At 64.7% G+C, this 22,843-nt stretch carries 22 protein-coding genes and 1 riboswitch; of the genes, 13 read left to right on the forward strand and 9 right to left on the reverse strand.

The features are described from left to right. Positions 1–12 precede the first annotated feature (12 nt). A complete protein-coding gene (locus ACSLGO_RS01115; RefSeq protein ID WP_091602091.1) occupies positions 13–768 on the forward strand; it encodes a CPBP family intramembrane glutamic endopeptidase in 756 nt (251 codons plus the stop codon). Between the two features lie 16 nt (positions 769–784). Here the strand turns inward: ACSLGO_RS01115 and ACSLGO_RS01120 are convergent, their stop codons facing one another. Beyond that, positions 785–1,225, reverse strand: coding sequence for a VOC family protein (locus ACSLGO_RS01120; protein ID WP_091602094.1), 441 nt, complete (start codon positions 1,223–1,225; stop codon positions 785–787). 374 nt (positions 1,226–1,599) lie between these two features. On the opposite strand from ACSLGO_RS01120, the gene ACSLGO_RS01125 reads away from it, so the two are divergent. From ACSLGO_RS01125 to ACSLGO_RS01135, 3 genes are read left to right on the forward strand one after another with little or no spacing between them, the layout of a single operon-like run. Then, complete coding sequence (locus ACSLGO_RS01125; protein ID WP_436399735.1) at positions 1,600–3,114, forward strand: 3-hydroxyacyl-CoA dehydrogenase; 1,515 nt, start codon at positions 1,600–1,602, stop codon at positions 3,112–3,114. A 41-nt stretch (positions 3,115–3,155) separates the two neighbouring features. Next, the gene (locus ACSLGO_RS01130; RefSeq protein ID WP_436399736.1) at positions 3,156–3,965 is read left to right on the forward strand and encodes an enoyl-CoA hydratase/isomerase family protein; all 810 of its coding nucleotides are present in this window, start codon (positions 3,156–3,158) and stop codon (positions 3,963–3,965) included. Positions 3,966–3,967: 2 nt separating this feature from the next. Further along, complete coding sequence (locus tag ACSLGO_RS01135; RefSeq protein WP_263127612.1) at positions 3,968–4,762, forward strand: enoyl-CoA hydratase-related protein; 795 nt, start codon at positions 3,968–3,970, stop codon at positions 4,760–4,762. Positions 4,763–4,812: 50 nt separating this feature from the next. On the opposite strand, the gene ACSLGO_RS01140 is transcribed toward ACSLGO_RS01135, so the two are convergent. After that, the gene (locus tag ACSLGO_RS01140) at positions 4,813–5,553 is read right to left on the reverse strand and encodes an IclR family transcriptional regulator (protein ID WP_263127611.1); all 741 of its coding nucleotides are present in this window, start codon (positions 5,551–5,553) and stop codon (positions 4,813–4,815) included. A 179-nt stretch (positions 5,554–5,732) separates the two neighbouring features. Between ACSLGO_RS01140 and ACSLGO_RS01145 the strand changes: the two genes are divergently transcribed. The 6 genes from ACSLGO_RS01145 to ACSLGO_RS01170 all read left to right on the forward strand — a co-directional run bounded on the left by ACSLGO_RS01145 (position 5,733) and on the right by ACSLGO_RS01170 (position 12,585). After that, a complete protein-coding gene (locus ACSLGO_RS01145) occupies positions 5,733–7,121 on the forward strand; it encodes a TIGR00366 family protein (protein ID WP_263129029.1) in 1,389 nt (462 codons plus the stop codon). 49 nt (positions 7,122–7,170) lie between these two features. Then, positions 7,171–8,598, forward strand: coding sequence for a phenylacetate--CoA ligase family protein (locus tag ACSLGO_RS01150; protein ID WP_436399737.1), 1,428 nt, complete (start codon positions 7,171–7,173; stop codon positions 8,596–8,598). A 32-nt stretch (positions 8,599–8,630) separates the two neighbouring features. After that, positions 8,631–9,635: a zinc-binding dehydrogenase gene (locus ACSLGO_RS01155; RefSeq protein ID WP_263127609.1), complete on the forward strand. Its 1,005-nt coding sequence runs from the start codon at positions 8,631–8,633 to the stop codon at positions 9,633–9,635. Between the two features lie 138 nt (positions 9,636–9,773). Continuing rightward, the gene (locus tag ACSLGO_RS01160) at positions 9,774–10,985 is read left to right on the forward strand and encodes a thiolase family protein (protein WP_091602097.1); all 1,212 of its coding nucleotides are present in this window, start codon (positions 9,774–9,776) and stop codon (positions 10,983–10,985) included. Further along, the gene (locus tag ACSLGO_RS01165) at positions 10,985–11,740 is read left to right on the forward strand and encodes an enoyl-CoA hydratase/isomerase family protein (protein WP_152273795.1); all 756 of its coding nucleotides are present in this window, start codon (positions 10,985–10,987) and stop codon (positions 11,738–11,740) included. The genes ACSLGO_RS01160 and ACSLGO_RS01165 overlap by 1 nt, the downstream gene beginning before the upstream one ends. Next, the gene (locus tag ACSLGO_RS01170) at positions 11,737–12,585 is read left to right on the forward strand and encodes a 3-hydroxyacyl-CoA dehydrogenase family protein (RefSeq protein WP_325785885.1); all 849 of its coding nucleotides are present in this window, start codon (positions 11,737–11,739) and stop codon (positions 12,583–12,585) included. The genes ACSLGO_RS01165 and ACSLGO_RS01170 overlap by 4 nt, the downstream gene beginning before the upstream one ends. A 64-nt stretch (positions 12,586–12,649) precedes the next feature. Here the strand turns inward: ACSLGO_RS01170 and ACSLGO_RS01175 are convergent, their stop codons facing one another. Next, positions 12,650–13,216, reverse strand: coding sequence for a hypothetical protein (locus tag ACSLGO_RS01175; RefSeq protein ID WP_091602106.1), 567 nt, complete (start codon positions 13,214–13,216; stop codon positions 12,650–12,652). Positions 13,217–13,261: 45 nt separating this feature from the next. After that, the gene (locus ACSLGO_RS01180; protein WP_325785883.1) at positions 13,262–14,065 is read right to left on the reverse strand and encodes a MerR family transcriptional regulator; all 804 of its coding nucleotides are present in this window, start codon (positions 14,063–14,065) and stop codon (positions 13,262–13,264) included. Between the two features lie 97 nt (positions 14,066–14,162). Between ACSLGO_RS01180 and ACSLGO_RS01185 the strand changes: the two genes are divergently transcribed. Then, the gene (locus ACSLGO_RS01185; protein WP_325785882.1) at positions 14,163–14,909 is read left to right on the forward strand and encodes a tyrosine-protein phosphatase; all 747 of its coding nucleotides are present in this window, start codon (positions 14,163–14,165) and stop codon (positions 14,907–14,909) included. A 59-nt stretch (positions 14,910–14,968) separates the two neighbouring features. Here the strand turns inward: ACSLGO_RS01185 and ACSLGO_RS01190 are convergent, their stop codons facing one another. Then, positions 14,969–15,355 carry a hypothetical protein gene (locus tag ACSLGO_RS01190; RefSeq protein ID WP_091602115.1) on the reverse strand — a complete coding sequence of 129 codons (387 nt, stop codon included), beginning with the start codon at positions 15,353–15,355 and terminating at the stop codon, positions 14,969–14,971. A 16-nt stretch (positions 15,356–15,371) separates the two neighbouring features. Next, positions 15,372–15,505, reverse strand: a riboswitch (SAM riboswitch). 131 nt (positions 15,506–15,636) lie between these two features. Here ACSLGO_RS01190 and ACSLGO_RS01195 point away from each other — a divergent pair. Continuing rightward, positions 15,637–16,683, forward strand: a complete 1,047-nt coding sequence (locus ACSLGO_RS01195) for an NAD(P)-dependent alcohol dehydrogenase (RefSeq protein WP_419243023.1) — start codon at positions 15,637–15,639, stop codon at positions 16,681–16,683. A gap of 77 nt (positions 16,684–16,760) precedes the next feature. Here the strand turns inward: ACSLGO_RS01195 and ACSLGO_RS01200 are convergent, their stop codons facing one another. Beyond that, positions 16,761–17,732: an SGNH/GDSL hydrolase family protein gene (locus ACSLGO_RS01200; RefSeq protein ID WP_436399738.1), complete on the reverse strand. Its 972-nt coding sequence runs from the start codon at positions 17,730–17,732 to the stop codon at positions 16,761–16,763. A 274-nt stretch (positions 17,733–18,006) separates the two neighbouring features. Between ACSLGO_RS01200 and paaZ the strand changes: the two genes are divergently transcribed. Then, positions 18,007–20,091, forward strand: a complete 2,085-nt coding sequence (gene paaZ, locus ACSLGO_RS01205; RefSeq protein WP_152273788.1) for a phenylacetic acid degradation bifunctional protein PaaZ — start codon at positions 18,007–18,009, stop codon at positions 20,089–20,091. 110 nt (positions 20,092–20,201) lie between these two features. Here the strand turns inward: paaZ and ACSLGO_RS01210 are convergent, their stop codons facing one another. The 3 genes from ACSLGO_RS01210 to ACSLGO_RS01220 form a co-directional block, all read right to left on the reverse strand. Beyond that, entirely contained in the window at positions 20,202–20,840 is a 639-nt protein-coding gene (locus ACSLGO_RS01210; protein WP_091602126.1) for a TetR/AcrR family transcriptional regulator, read from the reverse strand. A 69-nt stretch (positions 20,841–20,909) separates the two neighbouring features. Beyond that, positions 20,910–22,253: a phenylacetate--CoA ligase PaaK gene (gene paaK, locus ACSLGO_RS01215; RefSeq protein ID WP_091602129.1), complete on the reverse strand. Its 1,344-nt coding sequence runs from the start codon at positions 22,251–22,253 to the stop codon at positions 20,910–20,912. A gap of 87 nt (positions 22,254–22,340) precedes the next feature. Further along, complete coding sequence (locus ACSLGO_RS01220; RefSeq protein ID WP_386917084.1) at positions 22,341–22,817, reverse strand: hotdog fold thioesterase; 477 nt, start codon at positions 22,815–22,817, stop codon at positions 22,341–22,343. Positions 22,818–22,843: the final 26 nt, after the last annotated feature.

Raw genomic sequence — 22,843 nt, forward strand, 5'->3', positions numbered from 1 at the left:
TACTGTGGGCTGATGGCAACACCTGACCTCCCGGCCCAACCACGCCGCGCCGTCCTGCAGGAGGCGCCGCTGTCCTACCGCTTCTCCAGGAGCGACGGCGCAGCCCTGGCTTTCTACGTCGCGGCCATGCTGCTGCTCAGCCTGACGCCGGCTGCGCTTGCGGTGACTGCCGTGATCGAGGACCCGGTAACGGCGTCGTACGCCGTGAACTTCACCTTCTACCTGGTCGCGGGAGTCCTCGCATTTGTTGCGGCCCGCCAGTACGTGGTGCGTGAAACCCGGATCCTTGCGACGCGGCCCTGGCTCACGCTGGGCGTGATTCCGCTGTCCATTCTCGCGATGCTGGTCGCCACCATGATCCTGGTACTGCTGACTGGTCCGCCGGAAACCGCAGTCAACCAGGTGGCAGCCCAGGACCTGATGACCTCAGTGTCCCCATGGCTGATCGTGCCGCTGTTCGTGGTGCTTGCTCCGTTCGTGGAGGAGTACATCTACCGCCATCTGCTGATCGGCAAGCTGTCGCGGCGGGTGAACATCTGGGTGTGCGCGCTGCTGTCCGTGATCGTCTTCTCCGGCATTCACGTCCTGGGCGAATCCGAGTTCTCGCTGGCTGTGCTCGTACCCTACCTGGCCATGGGAGTGGTGCTGGTGGGCGTGTACATGTGGGCAGGAAACAACTTCATGCTGTCCTACTTTGTGCACGCGGCGAAGAACCTGCTGGCAGTGGTCCTTACCTATGCCGTTCCCGCGGAGCTGCTGCAGCAGTAGCCGGGCCGTTTGGGGCCTAGCTGATGCAGAACTCGTTGCCCTCCGGGTCTGCCATGGTGTACCAGAGGTGCGGGCCCTGGCTGGCTTCCCAGAGGAACGTTGCCCCGCGGGCTTCAAGGGCCGCGCGGGTGGCGTTGATGTCATCCCCGGCGAGCCGGATGTCCAGGTGGATCCGGTCCTTGACCGTCTTGGGCTCGGGAACCGGCTGGAACAGGATACGCATCGGTGCCACCGGGGATCCGGGCGGCACCGGCTGCAGGACCGCTGACCCGGCCGCCCACATCCGGGTGCCGTTATGGTCAATGACGTCCTCGGGGGAAGCGAAGCCCTTCGCGAGCATCTCGTCAATGAAGTCCTGGTTGGTTTCCTCGACTGGCCAGCCGAGGGTTTCAGCCCACCAGTCGGCCTGGTCATGGGCGTTTTCGCAGTCGATGCAGATCTGGATGTCGTAAGCCATAGGGCCAAACCTAGGGCAGCGGCGGCTGTGCGTCCTGCGTAATGCGGACACATGCCGTCCGCAACATCCCGTCCGGGCGTCACCTGTTTAACCGCCCCCGCCGGGTCTGCGAGGAGATGAGGAGGACCCCTGCATTGTTCGCAATCCGGTGGTGGGCGGCTGATGTCATCGCGTGTTGCCCTGCGAGTACATCATCACTGTGTTGATCGCGCGCTCGTTTGGAGAGCGATGGTCAGTGAACGGCGCAGCCGGTCGTTGCCATGCCACATGGTTCCGCTCTGCGGAAAAGGCTTCCGGGCATTTTCATTGTGGCTGGTCAGCCGCGCTTCCTAGGCTGAAAGCACATTGGAGTACAGCCACAGGGAGTGTAGATCGTGCGGGTTGGGGTCGTAGGGGCAGGGGTTATGGGGCGGGGCATCGCTGCCGCCGCGGCAGTCGCGGGTCATGAGGTTTTGCTTTACGACGTCATTCCAGACGCTGCTCAGACAGCCTTGGACGAAATTGAACAGAGCCTGGAGCGCCGGGCGCTCCAGGGCAAAATTACGGAGCCAGAGGCTGTCCTCGCCCGCGGCCGGCTCCGGGCAGCTGGTGCACTGACTGAGCTCAGCCTCTGCCGCATCGTCGTCGAAGCAGTCATCGAGTCGCTTGAGGCCAAGCAGCAGGTCTTTTCAGCGCTGGAGGACAACGTCGGTACGGATGCGATCCTGGCAACCAACACCTCGTCCCTGTCCGTGGCAGTCATCGCTCGCGGAACCGCACATCCGGAACGCTTCCTGGGAATGCACTTCTTCAACCCCGTCAGCGCCATGGACCTCGTGGAGATTGTCCCGGGCCCGGCCACGGGACCCGAGGTACTCGCCGGCGCCCAAGCCTTCATCCGGGGCCTGGGCAAGACGGATGTCGTGGTCAGGGACAGCCCAGGTTTCCTGGTGAACCTCGCTGGGCGTGCACTCGCCACGGAAGCCCTGCATATCGTCCAGGACGGCGCGGCCAGTTTCCGGCAAGTGGACACAGTCGCCCGGAGGAACCTTGGTTTTCCGTTGGGCCCCTTCGAGCTCATGGACCTCACCGGCATGGACGTCAACTATCCGGTGACAGCCAACCTTTTTGAACACAATTTCGCAGACGACAGGCTGCGATCGACCTGGTACCACCGCTGGTTGTTCGAAGCAGGCTTGCTGGGCAGGAAGACGGGGCAGGGATACTACGCGTACCCCGAACGGACGCCTGACCTATCTGCTCAGGACGTACTGCCGCCATCCGGCAACGACGTGCCTGCGGTAGCGGTTGCGGGCGAATTCGCCGCGCTGCTTAAGGACTGGCTTACGGAACGAGGAGTGCCTGTCACCGATGTCGTGGCAGATGCGGCCCTCTGTGTGGTGGCAGCGGAGGGCCTTGATGCCTCCCGAACGGCCGCGGCCCTGGGGGTTGACCCCAAACGGACCGTTGCCCTTGATCTCTGGGATCCCGACGCGCCCGTTACGGTCCTCATGGTCCCGCCCGGTGTACCCACTGAGACCGTGGGAGCCCTGGCGGCGCATCTGCGTCGCAGGCAGGACGTGGAGGTGATCGCCGACACTCCCGGATACATTGGCCAGCGGTTGCTGGCCGCGGTCATTAATCTGGCTTGCGACATTGCCCAGCGGAGGATCGCTTCGCCGGCTGACATCGACACTGCCGTGACACTCGGACTTGGGTACCCTTACGGCCCCCTGACCTGGGCTGATCAAGTGGGGCCTGGAAGGATCGTGCGTATTCTCGACGGCATGTTCGAGGCGACTCGGGACCCGCGTTACCGCTGCAGTCCCTGGCTGCGCCGCCGCGCAGCGGCCGGCCTTTCCTGTCTCGAACCGGACTATGACCCCGGGGCTCCGGTTCCCCAGCTTTGAACCCAACAGCAACAACCGTTACAACACGAAGGAATGACCAGATGTCGGTATATGACGCATATGAGCACCTGCTGATCGAGGAAGTTGAGGAGGGCATTCTCAAAGTCACCATGCACAGTCCCGGACGACTTAATGCCGCTCACGCAGGAATGCACACCGAGCTGGCCCGGATCTGGAAAGACATAGACGAGGATCCGAACGTCAACGTCGCCATCCTGACCGGATCCGGGGGAGTCTTCTCAGCGGGCGGGGACCTGGACCTGGTAAAGGACATGTCGGAAAATTTCGATGTCCTGACCCGGGTGTGGAAGGAAGCCCGTGACCTCGTCTACAACGTCATCAACTGTTCTAAGCCGATTGTCTCCGCGATGGAAGGTCCAGCCGTGGGCGCCGGGCTGGCCGCTGGCCTGCTTGCCGACATATCCATCGCCGCGAAAGATGCTCGCATCATCGACGGACACACCCGCTTGGGCGTGGCGGCGGGGGACCATGCGGCTATCGTATGGCCTCTGCTCTGCGGCATGGCCAAGTCGAAGTACCACCTCATGCTTTGCGAGCAAGTGACTGGTGAGGAAGCTGAACGCATGGGACTCGTTTCGCTGACCGTCGACGCCGGCGACGTTCAGGACCGGGCGCTTGAAGTGGCTAGGAAGCTGAACCGCGGTTCCAAGACAGCACTTCGCTGGACCAAGTACGCGCTCAATAACTGGCTGCGGATGGCAGGGCCAACCTTTGACGCGAGCCTGGCGCTGGAGTTCATGGGTTTCAACGGGCCGGACATCAGGGAAGGCCGAGCCTCCGTGCTGGAGAAGCGCCGTCCGCAGTTCGGTGCTTCGGCAGAGACACGCTGAACATGGTTGCATGCGACCTGGGCGCTGTGGGACATATCCTCGTGGAGACACCTGCCCCGGGAGTAGCGCTGGTGCGCATCTGCCGGCCGGAGGCGCGCAACGCCCTCTCCATGCCACTGCGTGAGGAACTTGCGGATGTCTTCCATGCGCTGGAGGCGGATCACGCCGTCCGGGCCGTGGTCCTGGCCGGGACGGATGGGTTCTTTGCCGCAGGCGCGGATGTAAGGAGCATGGTCGGGGTTGGGCCCATAGAGATGTACCAGCGTCACACAGAGCGACTGTGGGGAGCGGTGGGTTCCTTCAGTCGCCCGGTCATCGCCGCCGTTAACGGGCATGCTCTCGGAGGCGGACTTGAACTGGCGATGAACACTGACATCATCATCGCCGCCGATTCAGCAAAGCTCGGTCAGCCCGAGGTCCGCTTGGGCATTATGCCGGGCGCAGGGGGGACCCAGCGGCTGCTGCGGGCAGTTGGAAAATTCCACGCAATGCGGCTATGCCTGACTGGTGAGATCATCACGGCCACCGAGGCGCGGGATATGGGACTCGTCTCGATGGTGGTCCCGTCCGCCGACGTGGAAGAGACCGCTATCCGGATGGCGCAGGATATCGCGGCCCTTCCGGCGGTAGCGGTGGAACAGATCAAGGAAGTGATCACTCTGGGCGCGGATGCGCCGCTGGAAGCAGCCATGGCTCTGGAGCGTAAGGCGCTGCAGCTGCTATTCGCCAGCGCAGACAAGGAAGAAGGACTGGTCGCTTTCACCGAAAAACGCCGTCCGAACTTCACGGGCCGGTGACAATGATTGTGGGGCAGCTGCTGAAGCAGCTGCCCCACAATCATTCCCAGTTAGTCGGCGAGGTAATCCGCAGACTGGAGCAGCGGCGGGACCAGCTCGGCGGCGATATCCGCCGCCTCCAGCTGACTGGTCCGGGCGATGAGGGTCAGGGCATACAGTTCGCCGCTGCACCGGACAGGAACAGCTACTCCGCCGAGGTCCGTGTTCCAGCCTCCGATGCTGGACACATACCGACCCGACGCCGCCGCCAGACGTTCCTCGAAAGGCGTGACGGGCTGGCCGCGGCGTTCAAGGTCGTAACGGATGGATGACGTCAGTCGGCTCTTCTCGGGTTCCTCCGACGCTGCGACAAACGCCAGCCCTGCCGCCGAAACCGAGATGGGCAACCGTCCGCCAACTGCGAGGTTGACACTGTTGGAATTACGCGGACGCGTAACGCTCATAAACGTCATGTGCAAGCCGTCCCGGGTAGCCAGGGCAGCAGTGAACCCGGTCGTATCGGCAAGGCTGTCCAACGCCCTGCGCGCCCGTCCGGCGATCGGAAGGTTCACCAGGACCGGGTAGCCCAGACGCAGGTTTTTCGGAGTCAGATAGTAGGCGCCGGAATCAGAACTGACTCTGAGATACCCCAACTGGACCAGGCTGTCCGTGAGCCGGGAAACCGTGGAAGGCGGGAGTCCGGTGGCACGTGAAAGCTGTCCGTTGCCCATGGAACCCGTTGCGCGGGAGAGGACTTCAAGGATCTTTAGCCCGCGGGCGAGGGCTTCTATGGGTCTGGTAGGGGAGCTCACATATCTGATCGTAGCGATCAAACACTGCCCCGGCTGAAACTGGACGCACGTTCCGACAGGCGGAAATAGCTTCCGACAATTTTCATTGAAGCCTGCGACAGTGCCTCATTAGCGTGATGGGACGGGCATGCCGAGAACCCCGTATCCACTCCGAAACGAAAGTCGAGCTGTCCATGTCAATGACGACTGCGCGCCAAAAGCTCTCCCTCTCAGAAAAAGTTGCGACCGGTTACTCCCGGTATTTTCCTGATTCTTTGATATTTGCGCTTGTACTAACCGTCATCGCCATGATTCTGGCGCTGATCTACACCGACTCGGGGGTAGGGGAGGTAATGGACGCCTGGTTCGTGGGTATTCCCATGCTCTTCACCTTCGCGTTCCAGCTGGCCTTCACTTACGCCGCAGCCCTCGTCCTCGTTGACACTCCCAGAATCCAGCAGCTCATCCGGCGTCTTGCACAGCTGGTCCGTACGCCGCAAGCGGCCTACATCTACACCGGTATCTTCGGTGCGCTAACGTCATTCGTCGGGTGGTACATCGGTCCAGTAGTCACCGCCATTTTTGCCCGGGCCGTGGCCAAGGAATTGAAGGGTGTTGATTACCGTCTCATCTCGGCCATTGCTTATTCATCCTTCGTCATCTCCCTGACTGGTATTTCCGGAACGATTCCGCTGTTCGTGGCATCGGAAGGCCCGCTGACGCAAACCCTGGGGGGGCTCATTGGCCTCCAGGACACTACGTTCTCCGTCATGAACCTGGCCTCGGCCGCCATGATTGTCCTGGCCACGACGGTCACGTTTTACTTTATCGCCCGTAACAAGAAGCACGTTGTGTCCTTCGCTGACCTTGCCGTCGGAGCCGCCGACGAAAGGACGGACCGTGTTGATGACGAAGAGAGCACCGACTTGGCAGACGGTGACAGCTTCGCCTCCCGGGTCAACCGAAGCCGGCTGCCGATCCTCATCATCGGTCTGCTTGGTCTTGGCTACCTGGTCTTCTACTTTGTCCAGAACGGCCTCAGCGGCCTGGACCTGAACACTGTGGCCTTCATTGCTCTCGTCATGGGACTGCTGGTCCAGCGAAACGCAGTGACATACTCCGCGTCCTTCGCCCGCAACCTCGTCTCCACCGGCTCAATAATGCTGCAGTTCCCCATCTACGGGGGTATAGCCTCGATTTTCGCCGTGACGGGCCTGGCCGGTGTGCTCACCGAGGGTCTGGTGAGCATCTCTAACGAGTACACCTACCTGACGATCACATTCCTCATCACGGGGGTGCTGAACCTCTTCGTCCCCTCTGCGGGATCACAGTTCGTTGCCACAGCTCCCTTCTTCATTCCGGCAGGTGAGAGCTTCGGGATCGACAACACCTTGACGGTGATGGCCATCACCTATGGTGACATCTGGACCAACCTGATTCAGCCGTTTTGGGCACTGCTGTACTTTCCGATCCTTGCCGCCGGTACTCGCCTGAGGGTTCGGGACTTTCTGGGGTACTGCCTCCCCATTCTGGCGGTGGTCGGCATCATCTGGATCATTGCCCTGAACTTCATTCCGCTGCATCTGTGACCTAGAAAAACCAAAATAGCCCTGAAACAACGTACGTGAGGCCATAAGCATGACCACTCCCCACCGCCCTGCGGTCCGCCCGCCCTACTACTACGAGTCCCTGGACTGGGCAGGGCTCGTCAAGGAGTACGAGCCGCCCTTCGAGTTCATGACCGGGGCCCGTCTATGGTCCCGGGAAGAGATTGCTGAGGAACAGCTCAAACGGCTGCGGGGTGCAATGTCCCGCGCCGCGAAGGTTCCGTTCTACCAGCGGTTGTGGGGGGAAGCCGGTTTCCATCCGGAGGACGTCAAATCACTTGAGGACCTGTCCCGGATGCCCCTCTACACAATCGATGACATCCGGGACAGCATCGAACGCCGGCCGCCGTTGGGCGACTATCAAGGCCTGGGCTTCGAAGACGGGGCAGCCACCCCCTTGCGCCTCTACACCAGCGGCGGTACCACCGGGGCGCCCCGGCCGACCATCTACAGCCAGTGGGACCGAGAGGTAGGCGCTATCCTCAGTGCGCGGACCTTCTACATGCAGGGGGTCCGCCCTGGCGACGTCGTGATGAATGCGTGGGCATACTCGACCCACAATGCAGCATGGATCATGGACCATGCACTTTGGCACTGGTTAGGGGCCACCCCCTTGACCACCAGCACTGGAAATGTCACACCCACGGAGAAGCAGGTGGAGCTGGCACACCTCTTCAAGGCATCCTCCATCACCGCCACCTCTGATTATCTTCTGCACATCGCGGACACCGCACGGAAGATGGGCCTTGACCCGAAACATGACCTCTCCCTGAAAACCCTGCTTTCCTTCGGGGACACAGCTGCCGTAGAAGAAGCCTTCGGGGTACCCACGTACGACTCGTACGCCTTCCATGAAGTCCAGTACGTGGCAGCCGAGTGCCACGCAAAAGACGGACTGCACGTCTTCGAGGACGCTTTCATTGTGGAAGTCGTCGATTTCGAAACAGGTCAACCGCTGCCACCCGGCCATCGGGGCAACCTCGTGGTCACAGCGCTTTACAAGACCGGAACATCGCAGCTGCGCTACAACATCCAGGATATTTCTGCCGCGTATGAGGATGTCGAGTGTGCGTGCGGGAGCCGGCACCGGAAACTGGACTACTTCCAGGGGCGAAGCGACACCATGGTGAAGCTGCGCGGTGTCAATGTCTGGCCGGAGGCATGCGGCAGGATCGTCCGTGAGCACCCGGGCGTGACCGGTGAATACTTCTGCATCGCCCAGCGGGTTCAGCCTGAGGGCAAGCCAGCTCGGGACGCCATGACGATCATGGTCGAAACGGTAGATGGAGCGGAGGGCTCCGTCCAGCTGCGCGCGGAATTGGAGAAACTGCTCAAGCAAAAAGTCGGAGTCCAGATCGATGTGGAACTCGTCGGCCGTGATTCGCTTCGTGGTCTCACCGGCCACGGAGAACGTGCCAAGCTCAAGCGGTTCGAGGACCAGCGGGCGGTGAACCGGTGAAGGCGTACGTTCAGCAGGAGCACGGCCGGCCCGTGGAAGCTGTCGAGCTGCCCGATCCCTCTCCGCAGCACGGAGAGATCGTGGTGTCCGTGGCCAGCTGCGGCCTGAACCATCTGGACCTGTGGCTGAAACAGGGTTCCACGGGTGATGACCTGAGACTGCCGCGGGTTCCCGGGAGCGACGTTGTTGGGCACGTCACTGAGCTGGGAGCGGGCGTTGATCCTGCGCTGGCCGGGAAGAACGTGGTCATCTATCCGGGTAGAGGCTGCGGTGGCTGTGACTGGTGCTCATCCGGGCAGCCCAGCGCCTGCCGGGGGTTCCGGATCATGGGATACTCCTTCGACGGCGGATACGCCGAGAAGGTCGTCGTACCTGCTGAATCAGCAATGGTGCTGGGCGATGACCCGGACCCGGCCTGGGCCGCGGTGCCGGTGGCCTACGTGACGGCTTGGAACGCCCTGGTAACCAAGGGCGGGCTGGAGAAGGGAAAGACGGTCGCTGTCTGGGGAGCTGCGGGAGGTTTGGGCAACGCCGCGCTCCGCCTGGCAGAGGCCATGGGCGCCATCCCACTGCCGATCGTCGGTTCCGAGGAGAAAGCCTCCTGGCTGGCCGCCACGGGATGGTCCGGGGACATCGTTGTCAGAGGAGAGGACGTGGCCACCAGGGTCCGTTCCCTCACAGGCGGACGAGGCGTAGATATGGTCCTGGACCACGTTGGCGCCGCGGCGGTCAAGAGTAGCCTGCGGATGTTGGCGGTACGTGGACACCTGGCCTTCTGCGGGGTCACCACAGGGCACCTCGTGGAGATGGACCTGCGGCAGATTTTCGGAAAGCAACTTACTGTCGCGGGAACATGGATCGGTGATCCCTCGGACATGCGTGATGTTGTGCGTTTCCTGGGCCAGAATCCGCAGGCACTGCCAGTCGTTCAAGCGTCCTACGCATTTGATGACGCCCGCGCTGCGCAGGACGCCCAAGCCGATCCCGGACGCAGCGGAAAGGTAGTGCTGCGTTCGAGTGGACCTGCGGAGGCATAGTGGACGAGTCGATGGGCGTCACCTGTTTGACCGCCCCCGCCGGGTCTGCGATTGTTTATAGAACGATTGGTCGGTAAATCCGGCGGCCGGACGGGCAGCGAAGCCCGGCGGTGAACTGGCAACTCTTTGGGAGCAGACATGGCTGAGGCTTTTCTCGTTGGCGGAGTGCGGACCCCGGTGGGCCGCTACGGAGGTGCGCTGTCCAGCGTCCGTCCCGATGACCTCGCAGCACTCACGCTGCGCGAACTGGTCGCGCGCGAGGGCCTCGATCCCGCCGTCGTCGATGAAGTTATCCTCGGCAACGCCAATGGTGCCGGCGAGGAAAACCGCAACGTGGCCCGCATGGCCGCCCTGCTCGCGGGCTTCCCTGACACGGTTCCGGGCATCACCGTGAACCGCCTCTGCGCCTCTGGCCTCTCCGCAATCATCATGGCTTCCCACATGATCAAGGCGGGTGCCGCGGACATCGTCATTGCCGGCGGCACTGAATCGATGTCCCGTGCCCCCTGGGTCACCGAAAAGCCGACCAAGGCCTTCGCTAAGCCCGGCGACACGTTCGACACCTCGATCGGCTGGCGCTTCGCCAACGAACGCTTCGTCTCCGGCGACCTCTCCCGCGACGGCAAGATGACCTACTCCATGCCGGAAACCGCCGAGGAACTGGCCTCAACGGACAGCATTTCGCGTGAAGACGCGGACGCATTCGCCGTCCGCTCCCACGAAAACGCCCTGGCCGCAATCGCTGCCGGCCGCTTCAAGGACGAAATCGTTCCCGTCACCGTCAAGGGCCGCAAGGGGGACACCGTTGTGGACACCGATGAAGGTCCCCGCGAGGGCACCACCCTGGAGGTTCTCGGCAAGCTCCGCCCCGTGGTCAAGCCCGGTGGAATCGTCACTGCCGGCAACGCCAGCTCCCTGAATGACGGCGCCTCGGCGATCATCATCGCCTCCGAGCGCGCCATCAAGGAATACGGACTCACCGCCCGCGCCCGGATCGTCGACGGCGCCTCCGCCGGTGTCCCGCCGGAAATCATGGGCATTGGTCCGGTTCCGGCCACCCAGAAGGTCCTGCAGCGCAGCGGCATCCGCCTGGACCAGGTGGGAGCCTTCGAACTCAACGAAGCCTTCGCCACCCAGTCCCTGGCCTGCATCCGCCGCCTCGGCGTCGACGAGGCAATCGTGAACAACGACGGCGGCGCCATCGCCCTCGGCCATCCGCTCGGCTCCTCCGGCTCCCGCATCGCCATCACCCTGCTGGGCCGCATGGAACGCGAAGGCGCTTCCCATGGCATCGCGACCATGTGCGTCGGTGTCGGGCAGGGCACCGCCATGCTGATCGAGGCCGTGTAGTGGCAGGGTTCGATTCCTTCACCACGCTGGAGGTCACCGTCGGCGAGGACCGGGTTTCCGCGGTCCTGAACCGGCCCGAGGTCCGCAACGCCATTGACCAGGCCATGGTCGATGAACTGCACGAACTCTGCGCCGAACTCGAACACAACCCGAAGATCCTGATCCTCTCCGGAACCAACGGGATTTTCGCCTCCGGTGCGGACATCGCCCAGCTGCGCGAACGCCGCCGGGAAGACGCCCTGCGCGGCATTAACTCCACCATCTTCCACCGCATCGCCAAGCTCCCCATGCCGGTCATCGCCGCGCTGGACGGCTACGCACTGGGCGGGGGAGCGGAGCTGGCCTTCGCCGCCGATTTCCGCATCGCTACTCCGAGCGTGAAGATTGGCAACCCGGAAACCTCGCTCGGCATTATGGCTGCAGCCGGCGCAACCTGGCGCCTGAAGGAACTGGTGGGCGAACCCCTGGCCAAGGAAATCCTTCTGGCCGGCCGCATCCTCAACGCCGAGGAAGCCCTCGCGGCCCGCCTGGTCACCGAGATCCATGAGGCGAACGAGCTGCTGGCCGCAGCGAACGCCCTGGCCGACCGGATCGCGAAGCAGGACCCGCTGGCCGTACGCATCACCAAGTCCGTGTTCCACGCGCCGGCCGAGGCGCACCCCGTGATCGACACCCTCGCCCAGGGCATCCTCTTCGAGTCCGAGGCGAAGTTCGACCGCATGCAGGCATTCCTGGAAAGGAAGAAAAAGAAATGACAGTTCCCTCCAAGGTCGGTGTCCTCGGCGGCGGCCGCATGGGTGCAGGCATTGCCCATGCCTTCTGCACCGCAGGCGCCTCCGTCGTCGTCGTCGAGCGCGACGAGCAGGCAGCAAACGCTGCATACGAGCGCGTCGCCTCCAACCTGGCCAAGAGCGTCGAGCGCGGCACCACGGATGAATCCCTCGACGCCCTGGTGGCCCGGCTCAGCGTCTCCACGGACTACGCGGACTTTGCCGGCTCCGGCCTGGTTGTTGAAGCAGTTCCGGAAGACTTCGACCTGAAGGCTTCGGCCCTGCAGGCTGTGGAGGAACAGCTCGACGCCGATGCCTGGCTGGCGTCCAACACCTCCTCCCTGTCGGTTTCGGAACTGGCGGAGAAGCTGCAGCGTCCCGAGCGGTTCTGCGGACTGCACTTCTTTAACCCGGTTCCTGCCTCCACCCTGATCGAGGTGGTCCTGGGCAAGCAGACCTCGGACGAACTCGCCGAGGCTGCGCGGACCTGGGTCGCAGACCTGGGCAAAACGCCCGTCGTCGTCAATGATGCTCCCGGCTTTGCCAGCTCCCGGCTGGGTGTGGCCATCGCCCTCGAAGCAATGCGCATGGTCGAGGAGGGTGTCGCCTCCGCGGAGGACATCGATGCCGCCATGGTCCTGGGCTACAAGCACCCGACCGGCCCGCTGAAGACCACCGACATCGTGGGCCTGGACGTACGCCTCGGCATCGCCGAATACCTTGCTTCCACCCTGGGTCCGCGCTTCGAGCCGCCGCAGATCCTGCGGGACAAGGTGGCCCGCGGCGAACTCGGCCGCAAGACCGGCAAGGGCTTCTTCGACTGGAGCTAGTTTTTCGCCAAACACAGCAGCCCGAGTGCTTCGCCCAGTAGAGCGAGCACGCGGGCTGCTGCCGTTAACGAACCCGGGCGGCATCAACGCCCGCAAGCCAGCCCGGCGCCCGGCCCCCGTTCGGCGGGAAAACGGCCGCGGCGTCCACGCCCGATTCCTGCAGCAGCCAGGACACCAGGGAGTTCGAGTTCCACATATCGCCGGCGGACGTTTTGGCACCCCACACCAAGCGGGGAACCTGTGGGACCCGCGCGAGCAGGGCCGCGGCGTCGGATGAGTCCATGCCGAACACCACCGGCGGACCGGGAGCGTAGCCGAGATCGGGTATGACGCCCCCGCGCCAGCACCTCACCTCATACCGGAAAAGCCTAAAACGTCCCAGCAGCCGGAGACCGACCGGGCCAGTCGCCACCACCCCCGGGCCGCCGGCACTCCGGCCCCACGCGGGTGCCATCTCGACGGCGTAGCGACCGGCCGGGGCCAGTATTTCCAGAGCGGCGTGGAACAGCGGGCGGGGGCTGCGCCCTTCGCGCAGGGCATGCCAGTGCTCCCACCAGCGGCTGGTGTGGATCACCACGTGTCCGCCGGCGCCCACCGGCAGCCACCACAGCCGGATCTCGGCTTTGTTCACCGGTGCCTCCTCGTAGCTGGTGCGCGGCTGCCTACCGGATTCCGGCTAGGCCCGGGCGACCGGCTGCTGCAGCTCAGTGACCCAGTCGGCCTGGTCCGCAGACTCCGACCGCAGGTAAACTTCACGGCACGGACCGGACAGGGTGAAACCGCGGGCAAGAATCTCGGCGTGTACCGCCTGCCAGCTCTCGGCAATGTGCTCCATTGACCCGAGGTGGACTCCGCAGACTGCCGTTGGGACGGCCGGCAGCTCAACTGCCTCGGCGCCGTCGGGCACCGGTCCTGTGTGCGCGAAACCGGCAGTGATCCGCAGGCCGTCTTCGTCCATGTCATACTCCGCCACCGGCACACCGCCCGGCGTACCGGAGGGTGCCAGGAGCGCCCCGACGGCGTCGAAGAGCGGCCCGACGACGCCGGGGACTTCGGGCTGTTCGGACACCACAGCGCGCCGGGCCGCGAGCCGGACGGCGGGGAGGGGCTTTTCGATGATTTCGATCTGGGTCATGGCATTCTCCTTTTCAATAAGGTGGAGCCTGCGCTCGACGTCGATGAGCCGAGCCGCCGCTGTCCGCGCTTCCTCCGCGACTTCCGCACGCCGGATGCGCAGCAGGCCGGCGATGCGGCCCGAATCCACCCCGGAAGCGAGCATCGCGGATATATCGTCCAGGCCAAAGCCGAGGGAACGCAGTGCCACAATCCGGTGCAGCCGCTCGAGCTGGGACGGGTCGTAGGAGCGGTAGCCGCTGAACTCATCCACGTGGGCGGGTACAAGCAGCCCGGCGGTGTCCCAGTGCCGCAGCATGCGGTGGGTCACCTGCCCGATCTGCGCGAACGCTCCAATGGATAACATGCCTCAGTTCTCCTGCCTTCCACAGTGTCAGGGTCAAGTATCGCCCCCGGACTGCTTTTCGTGACGCCGGCGGTGCCATGACGCCTACGCTGGAGGCATGGGGAACCGGCCGAACCGCACTGTGAACTGGGAGGGCGCCGCGAATGCGCGGGACCTCGGGGGAATTCCGGCAGTAAGCGGGTACGTCCAGCCGGGGCGCGTGTACCGGATGGGGCGCTCCGAATGGCTGACGGGCCGAGGCTGGCGGCAGGCGCACGACGCCGGTGTCCGCACCGTCGTCGACCTGCGCAACGCAGCGGAGATTGGCCGCCGGGACACGGACCCCGTAGTGCCGCCGGCCGCAGTCCGCGGCATCCGCTTCCTGAACCTGCCCACCCAGGCACCCGACGATCCGGACTTCACCGCATTGACCGGCCCCTATATGAGCTCGCCGCGGTTCTACGCGGAGAACCTGCGCCGCTGGCCGGAGAAGTTCGCGGCAATCGCGCAGGCTGTTGCCGATGCGCCGCCCGGCGGCGTCGTTCTCCACTGTTCCGCAGGCCGGGACCGCACCGGCCTGGTGGCGGCACTGCTGCTGGACCTGGCCGGCGTCCCGCCGGAGGGCATCGCCGCGGACTACCGGGCAGCCCTGGCGGGTATCAATGACTGGCACCGGAGGCAGCAGCAACCGCGTGAACGTCCGCTGGACGACGCCGAACTGGTAGGCCGCGCGGACGCTGCCGAAGCCGAGCTGCTCAGTTTCCTGCGGGACCTCGACGCCGCAGCCTACCTGCGCAGTGCCGGAACCGGCGAGGAAACCCTCGCCCGGCTCCGGTCCCGGCTTCTCGACTCCCCATCGAGATGACAGAAACTGCACGTTACAGCGCTCATTCGGGCAGTTTCTGCCATCTCGGCGGTCGGGGTTCAGGCAGAACCGTGGTCCTGCATGGTGGCGTCATGACGCGGAACCCGGCCGCGGCAGGGAACCACCCTCTCAGGAGTGGCTAAGTAGAAAAAAGAGCTCCGGTTCCGGCCTGCATAGGCACCGGGGACCATCAGGGATGAATACCGGGTGCACCACTGGGGCTGTCCCTGCGTGGCAGCAAGGGCCTCGGCCACCAGCGGAACATCGTGGTGCCACATGATCTGCTGCCGGCCGTCCAGCACCAGGTAGATCAGGTCCAGCTCCGGATCGGCATGGACTTCGACGTCGATCCAGTCGTCGTACCTCATGAGGCGGCCGCCGTGGATCCAGTGGATCTTATGGCCGGGGTAGAAAGCGGTGCAGCGCGGGTCACTGGAGGGAATCACAGCGTGTCCTTCGAGATGAGTGTCCTTGCCCGCTCCGGTTGGACGCGGGCCGCTTCGTCATCCGAACCACCCGCCGAACAGTGGGGTTGGTGCATGGCCAGTCGGAGCTTTTCCGTACCCTGACGGGTGCGGAGGCCATATCTCGTGAAGCACTGATTACGTTAGCAGCCCGCAGGGACACCGGTACATCCTCCGGGGCTGCCGAATTGGGTACATGTAAATGCATGTATGGTGAGGAAGGTGGATAACCTCCACCCAACCGATTCAAAGAAGAAGGCATCATGCGTGCAGTTGTATTTGAGAAGTGGCAGACTTTCCCGTCCCTGACGGACATCGAGCGGCCCAAGCCGGGCCCGGGAGAAGTCCTGCTGAAGGTGGCCGGTGCCGGAGCCTGCCATTCCGACGTCGCCCTGTACAAGGACTTCGAGGAAGGTGCCCCGGGGTCGATCCCGCCGGCGTTCGTTCTGGGCCACGAGAACTCCGGCTGGGTCGAAGAACTTGGTGAAGGTGTGACCGGCGTGGAAGTTGGCGGCGCGTACCTGGTCTACGGTCCGGTGGGCTGCGGCCGCTGCAAGGCCTGCTCCCGTGGCCAGGACACGTACTGCGAGAACGCTGCGGAGATGCCGTACCTCGGCATGGGTCTGGGCCGCGACGGCGGCATGGCCGAGTACATGGTGGCTCCGGTGCGCAACCTCGTGCCCCTGGGCGACGCCGATCCGGTAGCTGCCGCCCCGCTCTCGGACGCAGCCCTGACTCCGTACCACGCGATCAAGAACTCGCTGCCGAACCTGGCCGGCGGTGGCAAGTACGCCCTGGTCATTGGCCTGGGCGGACTCGGCCAGATGGCGGTCCAGATCCTTAAGGCCCTGACCGGTGCCACCGTGATTGCCACGGACATGAAGGAAGACGCCATGAAGCGGGCAGAGGCAGCCGGCGCCGTTGTGGTGCCCGGCGGTGACGGCCAGGTTGAGCGTATCCGTGAGATCACCGGAGGCCGCGGCGTGGATGCCGCATTCGACTTCGTGGGGGCCGGCCCGACCATCAAGACGGCGGCCGCATCGATGGCCCCGCAGTCACGTTTCACCGTGGTGGGTATTGCCGGCGGAACATTCGAGTGGAGCTTCTTCACCACGCCGTACGAATCGACCGTCACCAACACCTACTGGGGCACCATCGAGGACCTGCACGAAGTGGTTGCCATGTACCGTGCCGGCCAGATCAAGCCCGAGGTGGAGCTTTACAGCATGGACAACGCGCTGGAGGCTTACCGCAGGCTGGAAGCCGGTGAGCTCACCGGACGCGCCGTAGTGGTTCCGCACATGAAGTAGTTCTTCCGGAGTCAAAGGCACGACGGCGGTGCCCGCGTTTGGCGGGCACCGCCGTCGTGCTGAGGGAGGGCCTGCGGTCAGCGGCGGCCGCGGCAGGGGTGGCCGCTGCCCGGATGCAGGTCGACGTCGGCGGTGATGGCTGCGAGGTACCCGTCGCGGTAGCCGGTGGCGTTCGGGTGCAGGTCGAACGGGCCCCGTTCGAAAATGATCCACGGATCGGCAGAGCCAACACCATGCCCGGCAAACTCGTCCACGACATCCACGTACGCAGACCGCCGGTCCGGGAGCTGGGCAGCGAGCACTGCGTTCAGCGCGTCGGTGCCGGCGTTGAACAGCCCGGCTGCCTCCGCGGTCAGCAGGCCGGGAGCCCCTGCTGCGTCGAACAGGTGCGGATAGCCCACCAGGACCAGTTCCGCCCGGGGCGCCAGGATGCGCAGCTGCGCCAGGGACTGGCGTACTTGTGGGGCCAATGCGGTCTCCGCGTACGCCTGCGCTGCGGCGAGGGCGGGTTCACAGGTGGCCGGAAGTTCGGCTCCGGCACAGGCAATGACAACTTCCGTAAAACGGACATCATTGCCGCCGATCGTCAGGGTGACCAGGTCCGTGTTCCGGTCGATGCTGCCTGCCGCCTGCAGGGCAGCGATCTGCTCCGGCAGGTCCACCGGCCCGGCAGGCGGCGCAGGCGGCGTCGTGGACGCCGTGGCGCCGCCGCAGGTAACGTCAGCATCCAGTTCAATCCTGGGCAGTGCGTCCAGCAGCGCGGGATAGCCCTCGGCAGTCCGGCCGCACGCGTCCAGCACCGCGCCGCCGCCGAATCCGGCCGCGTACGAATCCCCGAGCGCCACATAGTCAACGGTCCGCTTCCCGCCGCGGTCCCAGCCCTTGGACGGCCCATGGTGCCCGCGGTCCCGGTCAAGGCCGGACGCGGTCCATCCCGGCGGAGTGTCTGCGGCGGCTCCGGCCACCGGCATCACCACGGAGCCTGCCGTGAGCAGGCATCCGCTTAAAAGCACGGCTGCCGCCCGCCTCCACTTGCGTAACTCGAACATGTCCTTGCCTTCCGACGTCGTTGTCCGCAGCGCCGTGCCGCGTAACGGAACACGGTAACGGCCCCACCGCAGCGGCGGAACACGAAGGGTGCCGGGAGACGCCCGCGCCGAAAATACAGGAATAGCCAGGTGCCAGGGTGATGTGCGGCACGGCACTCTCATGTAGGCTGGATTCATTACCGACCGTCCGGTCAGTTATCGGCATGTGCCGCAGCTGCGGCCAGCCGGGCCGGACAGGCCAACGAACGTCCAGTACCGAAAGGGTCCGTCAAAGATGACCTCAACCGCCATAGACGTGCAAGTCGTCCCCAGCTTCGTCCAGGACGAATGGTGGACCCCGGAGAACACCTCCGCCAGCTCCGCCGAAGTCCGGGACGCCTCCACCGGCGAACTGCTCGCCCTGGTCAGCACCGACGGCCTGGACACCGCCGCGGCCATTGAACACGGCCGCACTGTGGGCCACCGGGGCCTGGCCGGGCTCACCTTCCACCAGCGCGCCCTGAAGCTGAAGGAATTGGCCCAGTACCTGAACGGCCGCCGCAAGGAACTCTACGAAATCTCCGCCCGCACCGGTGCCACCAAGATCGACTCCCTCGTGGACATCGACGGCGGCATTGGCGTCCTCTTCACCTTCGGTTCCAAGGGCCGGCGCGAACTGCCGAACTCCACCGTGGTGATCGACGGAACCCCGGAGGTCCTCTCCAAGGACGGTTCGTTCATCGGCGAGCACGTCTACACGTCCATTCCCGGCGTCGCCGTGCAGATCAACGCCTTCAACTTCCCGGTCTGGGGCATGCTGGAGAAGTTCGCCCCGGCCTTCCTCGCCGGCGTTCCCACCATCGTGAAGCCCGCTACTCCCACCGGCTACCTCACCGAAGCCGCCGTGCGCATGATGATCGAATCCGGCATCCTGCCCGCCGGTTCGCTGCAGCTGATCTCCGGCTCCGCCCGGGACCTGCTGGACCACCTCGACTACCGGGACATGGTCTCCTTCACCGGATCGGCGTCGACCGCCAACAAGCTGAAGAACCACACCAACGTCGTCGAAGGCGGTGTCCGCTTCACCAGCGAAACCGACTCGCTGAACGCGTCCATTCTCGGCCCGGACGCTGTTCCGGGAACGCCGGAATTCGACGCGTACGTGAAGTCCCTGGTCACTGAAATGACCGTCAAGGCCGGACAGAAGTGCACCTCCATCCGCCGCGCCATTGTGCCCAAGGCGCTGGTGGACGACGTCGTTGCTGCCGCTGCCAAGCGCATAGAGGAGCGCGTTGTGCTCGGCGACCCGCGCGCCGAAGGCGTCACCATGGGTGCGCTGGCCTCGGTGGAGCAGCGCGACGGCGTCCGTTCCTCCGTGCAGGCCCTCCTGGATGGCGGCGCGAAGATCGCGTTCGGCAGCCTGGACGCTCCGGAAACCGTGCAGGCGGACGGCAGCCGCGGCGTCGTCGAGGACGGTGCGTTCCTGGCGCCCATCCTGCTGACGTGGGACAACCCCGAGGCTGAGGCCCTGCACTCCGTTGAGGCCTTCGGTCCGGTTTCCTCGGTGATCGGCTATGAAGACACCGCCGACGCCGTGCGGCTCGCTGCCCTGGGCGGCGGCTCGCTGGTAGCGACCGTCGCCAGCAACGATCCGGAGACCGTCCGCGAGGTCGTCACGGGCATCGCCGGCCACCACGGTCGCGTGCACGTGCTGAACCGGGAAACTGCCCGCAGTTCCACGGGCCACGGCTCGCCCGTGCCGCACCTGGTCCACGGCGGCCCCGGCCGCGCCGGCGGCGGCGAGGAGCTCGGTGGCATCCGCGCCGTCAAGCACCACATGCAGCGCACCGCCATCCAGGGCTCGCCGAATATGCTGACTGCCATCACCGGCGTCTGGCACACCGGTGCGGACCAGAACTTCGACGAGACGCACCCGTTCCGCAAGGACCTGGCCACGCTGAAGATCGGCGACGCCATGGCCTCCGAGCTGCGCGAAGTGACCCTCGAGGACATCACCGCCTTCGCGAACAGCACCGGAGACACGTTCTACGCGCACACCAACCAGGAAGCTGCCGAGGCGAACCCGTTCTTCCCGGGCATCGTTGCGCACGGCTACCTGCTGCTCTCCTGGGGTGCCGGACTCTTCGTGGAGCCGGCTCCGGGTCCCGTACTGGCCAACTACGGATTGGAGAACCTGCGCTTCATCACTCCGGTGGCAGCAGGCGATTCGATCCGTGTGACCCTGACCGCCAAGAAGATCACGCCGCGTGAAACCGACGAGTACGGCGAGGTTGCCTGGGACGCCGTCCTGCACAACCAGAACGATGAGATTGTTGCGACGTACGACGTGCTGACCCTCGTGGAGAAGCAGCGCGCCTAGCCTCCTTCACCCACACACATCGAGATGACAGAAACTGCCCGTTAGAAGCTTCTAACGGGCAGTTTCTGTCATCTCGATGGGGTGTATGGGCGCGGGTAAAGCGAACGGGGTCAGGGCTTGCCGTGCAGGCCGTCGAACATCATGGAAATGATGTCATCGGCCAGCTTTTCCCCGCTGAGGGAGCCGCCGGGCTTGTACCACTCGACAATCGAGTTGATGGTGCCGAAGAGCAACCGGGTAGTGGTGCGCGGATCGATGTCACTGCGCAGGGAGCCTTCGGAACGCGCGGCGTCCACGAGCGCGGCAACCCGGCGGTCGAACTGCCGACGCCGTTCCAGCGCGTCACGCTCAATGTCAGTGTTCCCGCGCAGCCGCAGCAGCAGGGTGACGAAGGGCAGTCGTTCGGTCAGGACGTTGATCGTCCCGCGCAGCACGAACTCAAGTCGCGCGTCGGCAGGACCGGTGGAGGCACGTGGATCATCGAGGACGCCCTCGAGTCCGCCCAGTGCGTTCTCCAGGGCCAGGCGCAGCAGGTCGCCCTTGGACGGAACGTGGTGGTAGATGGCGGACTTCGTGATGCCCAGGTTCTCCGCCAGGATGCCCATCGAGGTCGCTTCATAACCATGGCGGTTAAAGACGTCGACGGCGATGTTCAGCACGGTCTGCTGGTCGTAGCCCGGGCGTCCGCGGCGGGAACCGTTGCCGGCTGCGGAGGACGGGGAAGTCGCGGAACTCGAGGGACTAGGCATCTGGATATTTTCGCATGACCGTTCGGTTGGCCGGGACAGGCCCGGCCAACCGAGTGATCACATCGGCCGCTAGGCCGGCTTGTTCTCCTGCTTGCGCAGGTCATAGATGCGGCGCAGCTTGCCGCTGGAGCGTGCCAGCGAGCCGGGCTCCACAACGTGGATGGCGCAGGAGGAACCGATGTGGATCTTGATCTGGTTCTTCAGCTCGGCCGCCGCCTTGGTGCATTCGTCCGCGGAGGACTCGGCGCGGCGCTCGATCTTTACAGCCAGTTCGTCCATGCGGTCCGGACGGGTAATTTCGAGCTGGAAGTGCGGGCTCAGGGCGGGAATCCGCAGTGCGATTTCCTCGATCTGGCTCGGGAAGAGGTTCACGCCCCGCAGGATGATCATGTCATCGTTGCGGCCCGTGATGCGGCCCATGCGGCGCATGCCCGGCCGTGCGGTACCCGGCAGCAGGCGGGTCAGGTCATGGGTGCGGTAGCGGATGATCGGCAGCGCTTCCTTGGTGAGGGAAGTGAAGACCAGTTCTCCGTGCTCGCCGTCGCCAAGGACCCGGGTGTCATCAAACGGGTCGATGATTTCCGGACGGAAGTGGTCCTCCCAAATGTGGGCGCCGTCCTTGGTCTCAACGCATTCCCCGGCGACGCCCGGGCCCATGACCTCGGAGAGCCCGTAGATGTCGCAGGCGTCGATGTCCATCATCTGCTCAAGTTCATGCCGCATTTCCTCGGTCCACGGCTCGGCACCCAGTACCGCATTCTTCAGCGAGGTGGAGCGCGGATCAATCCCGGCGCGCTTCATGGCGTCGGCAATGGTCAGCAGGTACGTGGGCGTGGCGAGGATGGTGTCCGGCTGGAAGTCCTGGATCAGCTGGATCTGGCGTTCGGTCTGGCCGCCGGACATCGGAATGACCGTGCAGCCGAGCTTCTCGGCGCCGAAGTGGGCACCCAGGCCGCCGGTGAAGAGGCCGTACCCATAGGCGTTGTGGACCTTGTAGCTGGACTTCACGCCGGAGGCGCGCAGTGAGCGGGCTACCAGGGTTCCCCAGCGGTCCAGGTCGCCCTTGGTGTAGCCAACCACGGTGGGCCGGCCGGTGGTGCCGGAGGAAGCGTGGATTCGGGAGACCTGGTCCATCGGTACGGCGAACATGCCGAAGGGGTAGCTTTGGCGCAGGTCTTCCTTGGTGGTGTACGGGAACTTGGCCAGGTCCGCGAGTTCCTTGAGATCGTCCGGGTGGACGCCGGCGTCGTCGAACTTCTTGGTGTACAGCGGCACCCGCTCATAGGCGTAGCGGACCGTCTCCTTGAGGCGGGTGAGCTGAAGGGCCTCGATCTGGTCCCGGCTCATGAGCTCCTCGGCGTCGAGGGTGCTGGGATCTGCTGCGGTGGCCTTGATGGCGGAGGCGGTATTCATTGCGTAGAACCTTTGGGAGAGGGGTGGGGCTTGATTGTGCAGTGTGGGAAGGGAAAACGAAAGAGCGGGATCCCGCGGGCCTGGACCCTAGCTGCGGCGCGCCGGGTTGGGAATGGTCCGGGAACGGCCCCTGAACTCGGCGATGACGCGGGTGGTGCCGTCGGGGGACTGGGCGGTGACTTCAATGTCGAAGACGCCGCTGCGGCCTGCCGCAGCCCGCCGGCTGGCTTCTGCCCGCAGTTTGTCGCCGGCACGGGCGGAGGAGATGAAGTTGATGTCCGCGCCGGAGGCCACGGTGATCGTGTCCATGCCGGCGAGTGAATCGGCACCGGAAGGGTTGCAGGCCAGGGCGAAGGCAGTGTCCGCGAAGGCGAAGACCATGCCGCCGTGGGCGATGGAGAAGCCGTTGAGCATCTCCGGCCGCAGGTCCATGGTGATCACGGCATAGCCGTCTGCGAGCTCCTGGACAGAGATGCCGAGCCATTCGGACGTCGCATCATGTTCGAGGATCGGATGCGCCAGGCCCGTTTCACGGACCGGGGCGGTGACAGCGGAGTCAGCCATGGAAGCCCTCTCTTTTCTTTACCGAA

The organism is Arthrobacter sp. IK3 (assembly GCF_051337705.1).
Lineage (GTDB): Bacteria > Actinomycetota > Actinomycetes > Actinomycetales > Micrococcaceae > Arthrobacter_B > Arthrobacter_B koreensis.

Excerpts from the sequence above, each read along its gene's own strand:
- ACSLGO_RS01115 (WP_091602091.1), top strand. The coding sequence starts at position 13 with ATGGCAACACCTGACCTCCCGGCCCAACCACGCCGCGCCGTCCTGCAG.
- ACSLGO_RS01120 (WP_091602094.1), bottom strand. The coding sequence starts at position 1,225 with ATGGCTTACGACATCCAGATCTGCATCGACTGCGAAAACGCCCATGAC.
- ACSLGO_RS01130 (WP_436399736.1), top strand. The coding sequence starts at position 3,156 with ATGTCGGTATATGACGCATATGAGCACCTGCTGATCGAGGAAGTTGAG.
- ACSLGO_RS01135 (WP_263127612.1), top strand. The coding sequence starts at position 3,968 with ATGGTTGCATGCGACCTGGGCGCTGTGGGACATATCCTCGTGGAGACA.
- ACSLGO_RS01145 (WP_263129029.1), top strand. The coding sequence starts at position 5,733 with ATGACGACTGCGCGCCAAAAGCTCTCCCTCTCAGAAAAAGTTGCGACC.
- ACSLGO_RS01150 (WP_436399737.1), top strand. The coding sequence starts at position 7,171 with ATGACCACTCCCCACCGCCCTGCGGTCCGCCCGCCCTACTACTACGAG.
- ACSLGO_RS01160 (WP_091602097.1), top strand. The coding sequence starts at position 9,774 with ATGGCTGAGGCTTTTCTCGTTGGCGGAGTGCGGACCCCGGTGGGCCGC.
- ACSLGO_RS01170 (WP_325785885.1), top strand. The coding sequence starts at position 11,737 with ATGACAGTTCCCTCCAAGGTCGGTGTCCTCGGCGGCGGCCGCATGGGT.
- ACSLGO_RS01180 (WP_325785883.1), bottom strand. The coding sequence starts at position 14,065 with ATGTTATCCATTGGAGCGTTCGCGCAGATCGGGCAGGTGACCCACCGC.
- ACSLGO_RS01185 (WP_325785882.1), top strand. The coding sequence starts at position 14,163 with ATGGGGAACCGGCCGAACCGCACTGTGAACTGGGAGGGCGCCGCGAAT.
- ACSLGO_RS01195 (WP_419243023.1), top strand. The coding sequence starts at position 15,637 with ATGCGTGCAGTTGTATTTGAGAAGTGGCAGACTTTCCCGTCCCTGACG.
- ACSLGO_RS01200 (WP_436399738.1), bottom strand. The coding sequence starts at position 17,732 with ATGTTCGAGTTACGCAAGTGGAGGCGGGCGGCAGCCGTGCTTTTAAGC.
- paaZ (WP_152273788.1), top strand. The coding sequence starts at position 18,007 with ATGACCTCAACCGCCATAGACGTGCAAGTCGTCCCCAGCTTCGTCCAG.
- ACSLGO_RS01210 (WP_091602126.1), bottom strand. The coding sequence starts at position 20,840 with ATGCCTAGTCCCTCGAGTTCCGCGACTTCCCCGTCCTCCGCAGCCGGC.
- paaK (WP_091602129.1), bottom strand. The coding sequence starts at position 22,253 with ATGAATACCGCCTCCGCCATCAAGGCCACCGCAGCAGATCCCAGCACC.
- ACSLGO_RS01220 (WP_386917084.1), bottom strand. The coding sequence starts at position 22,817 with ATGGCTGACTCCGCTGTCACCGCCCCGGTCCGTGAAACGGGCCTGGCG.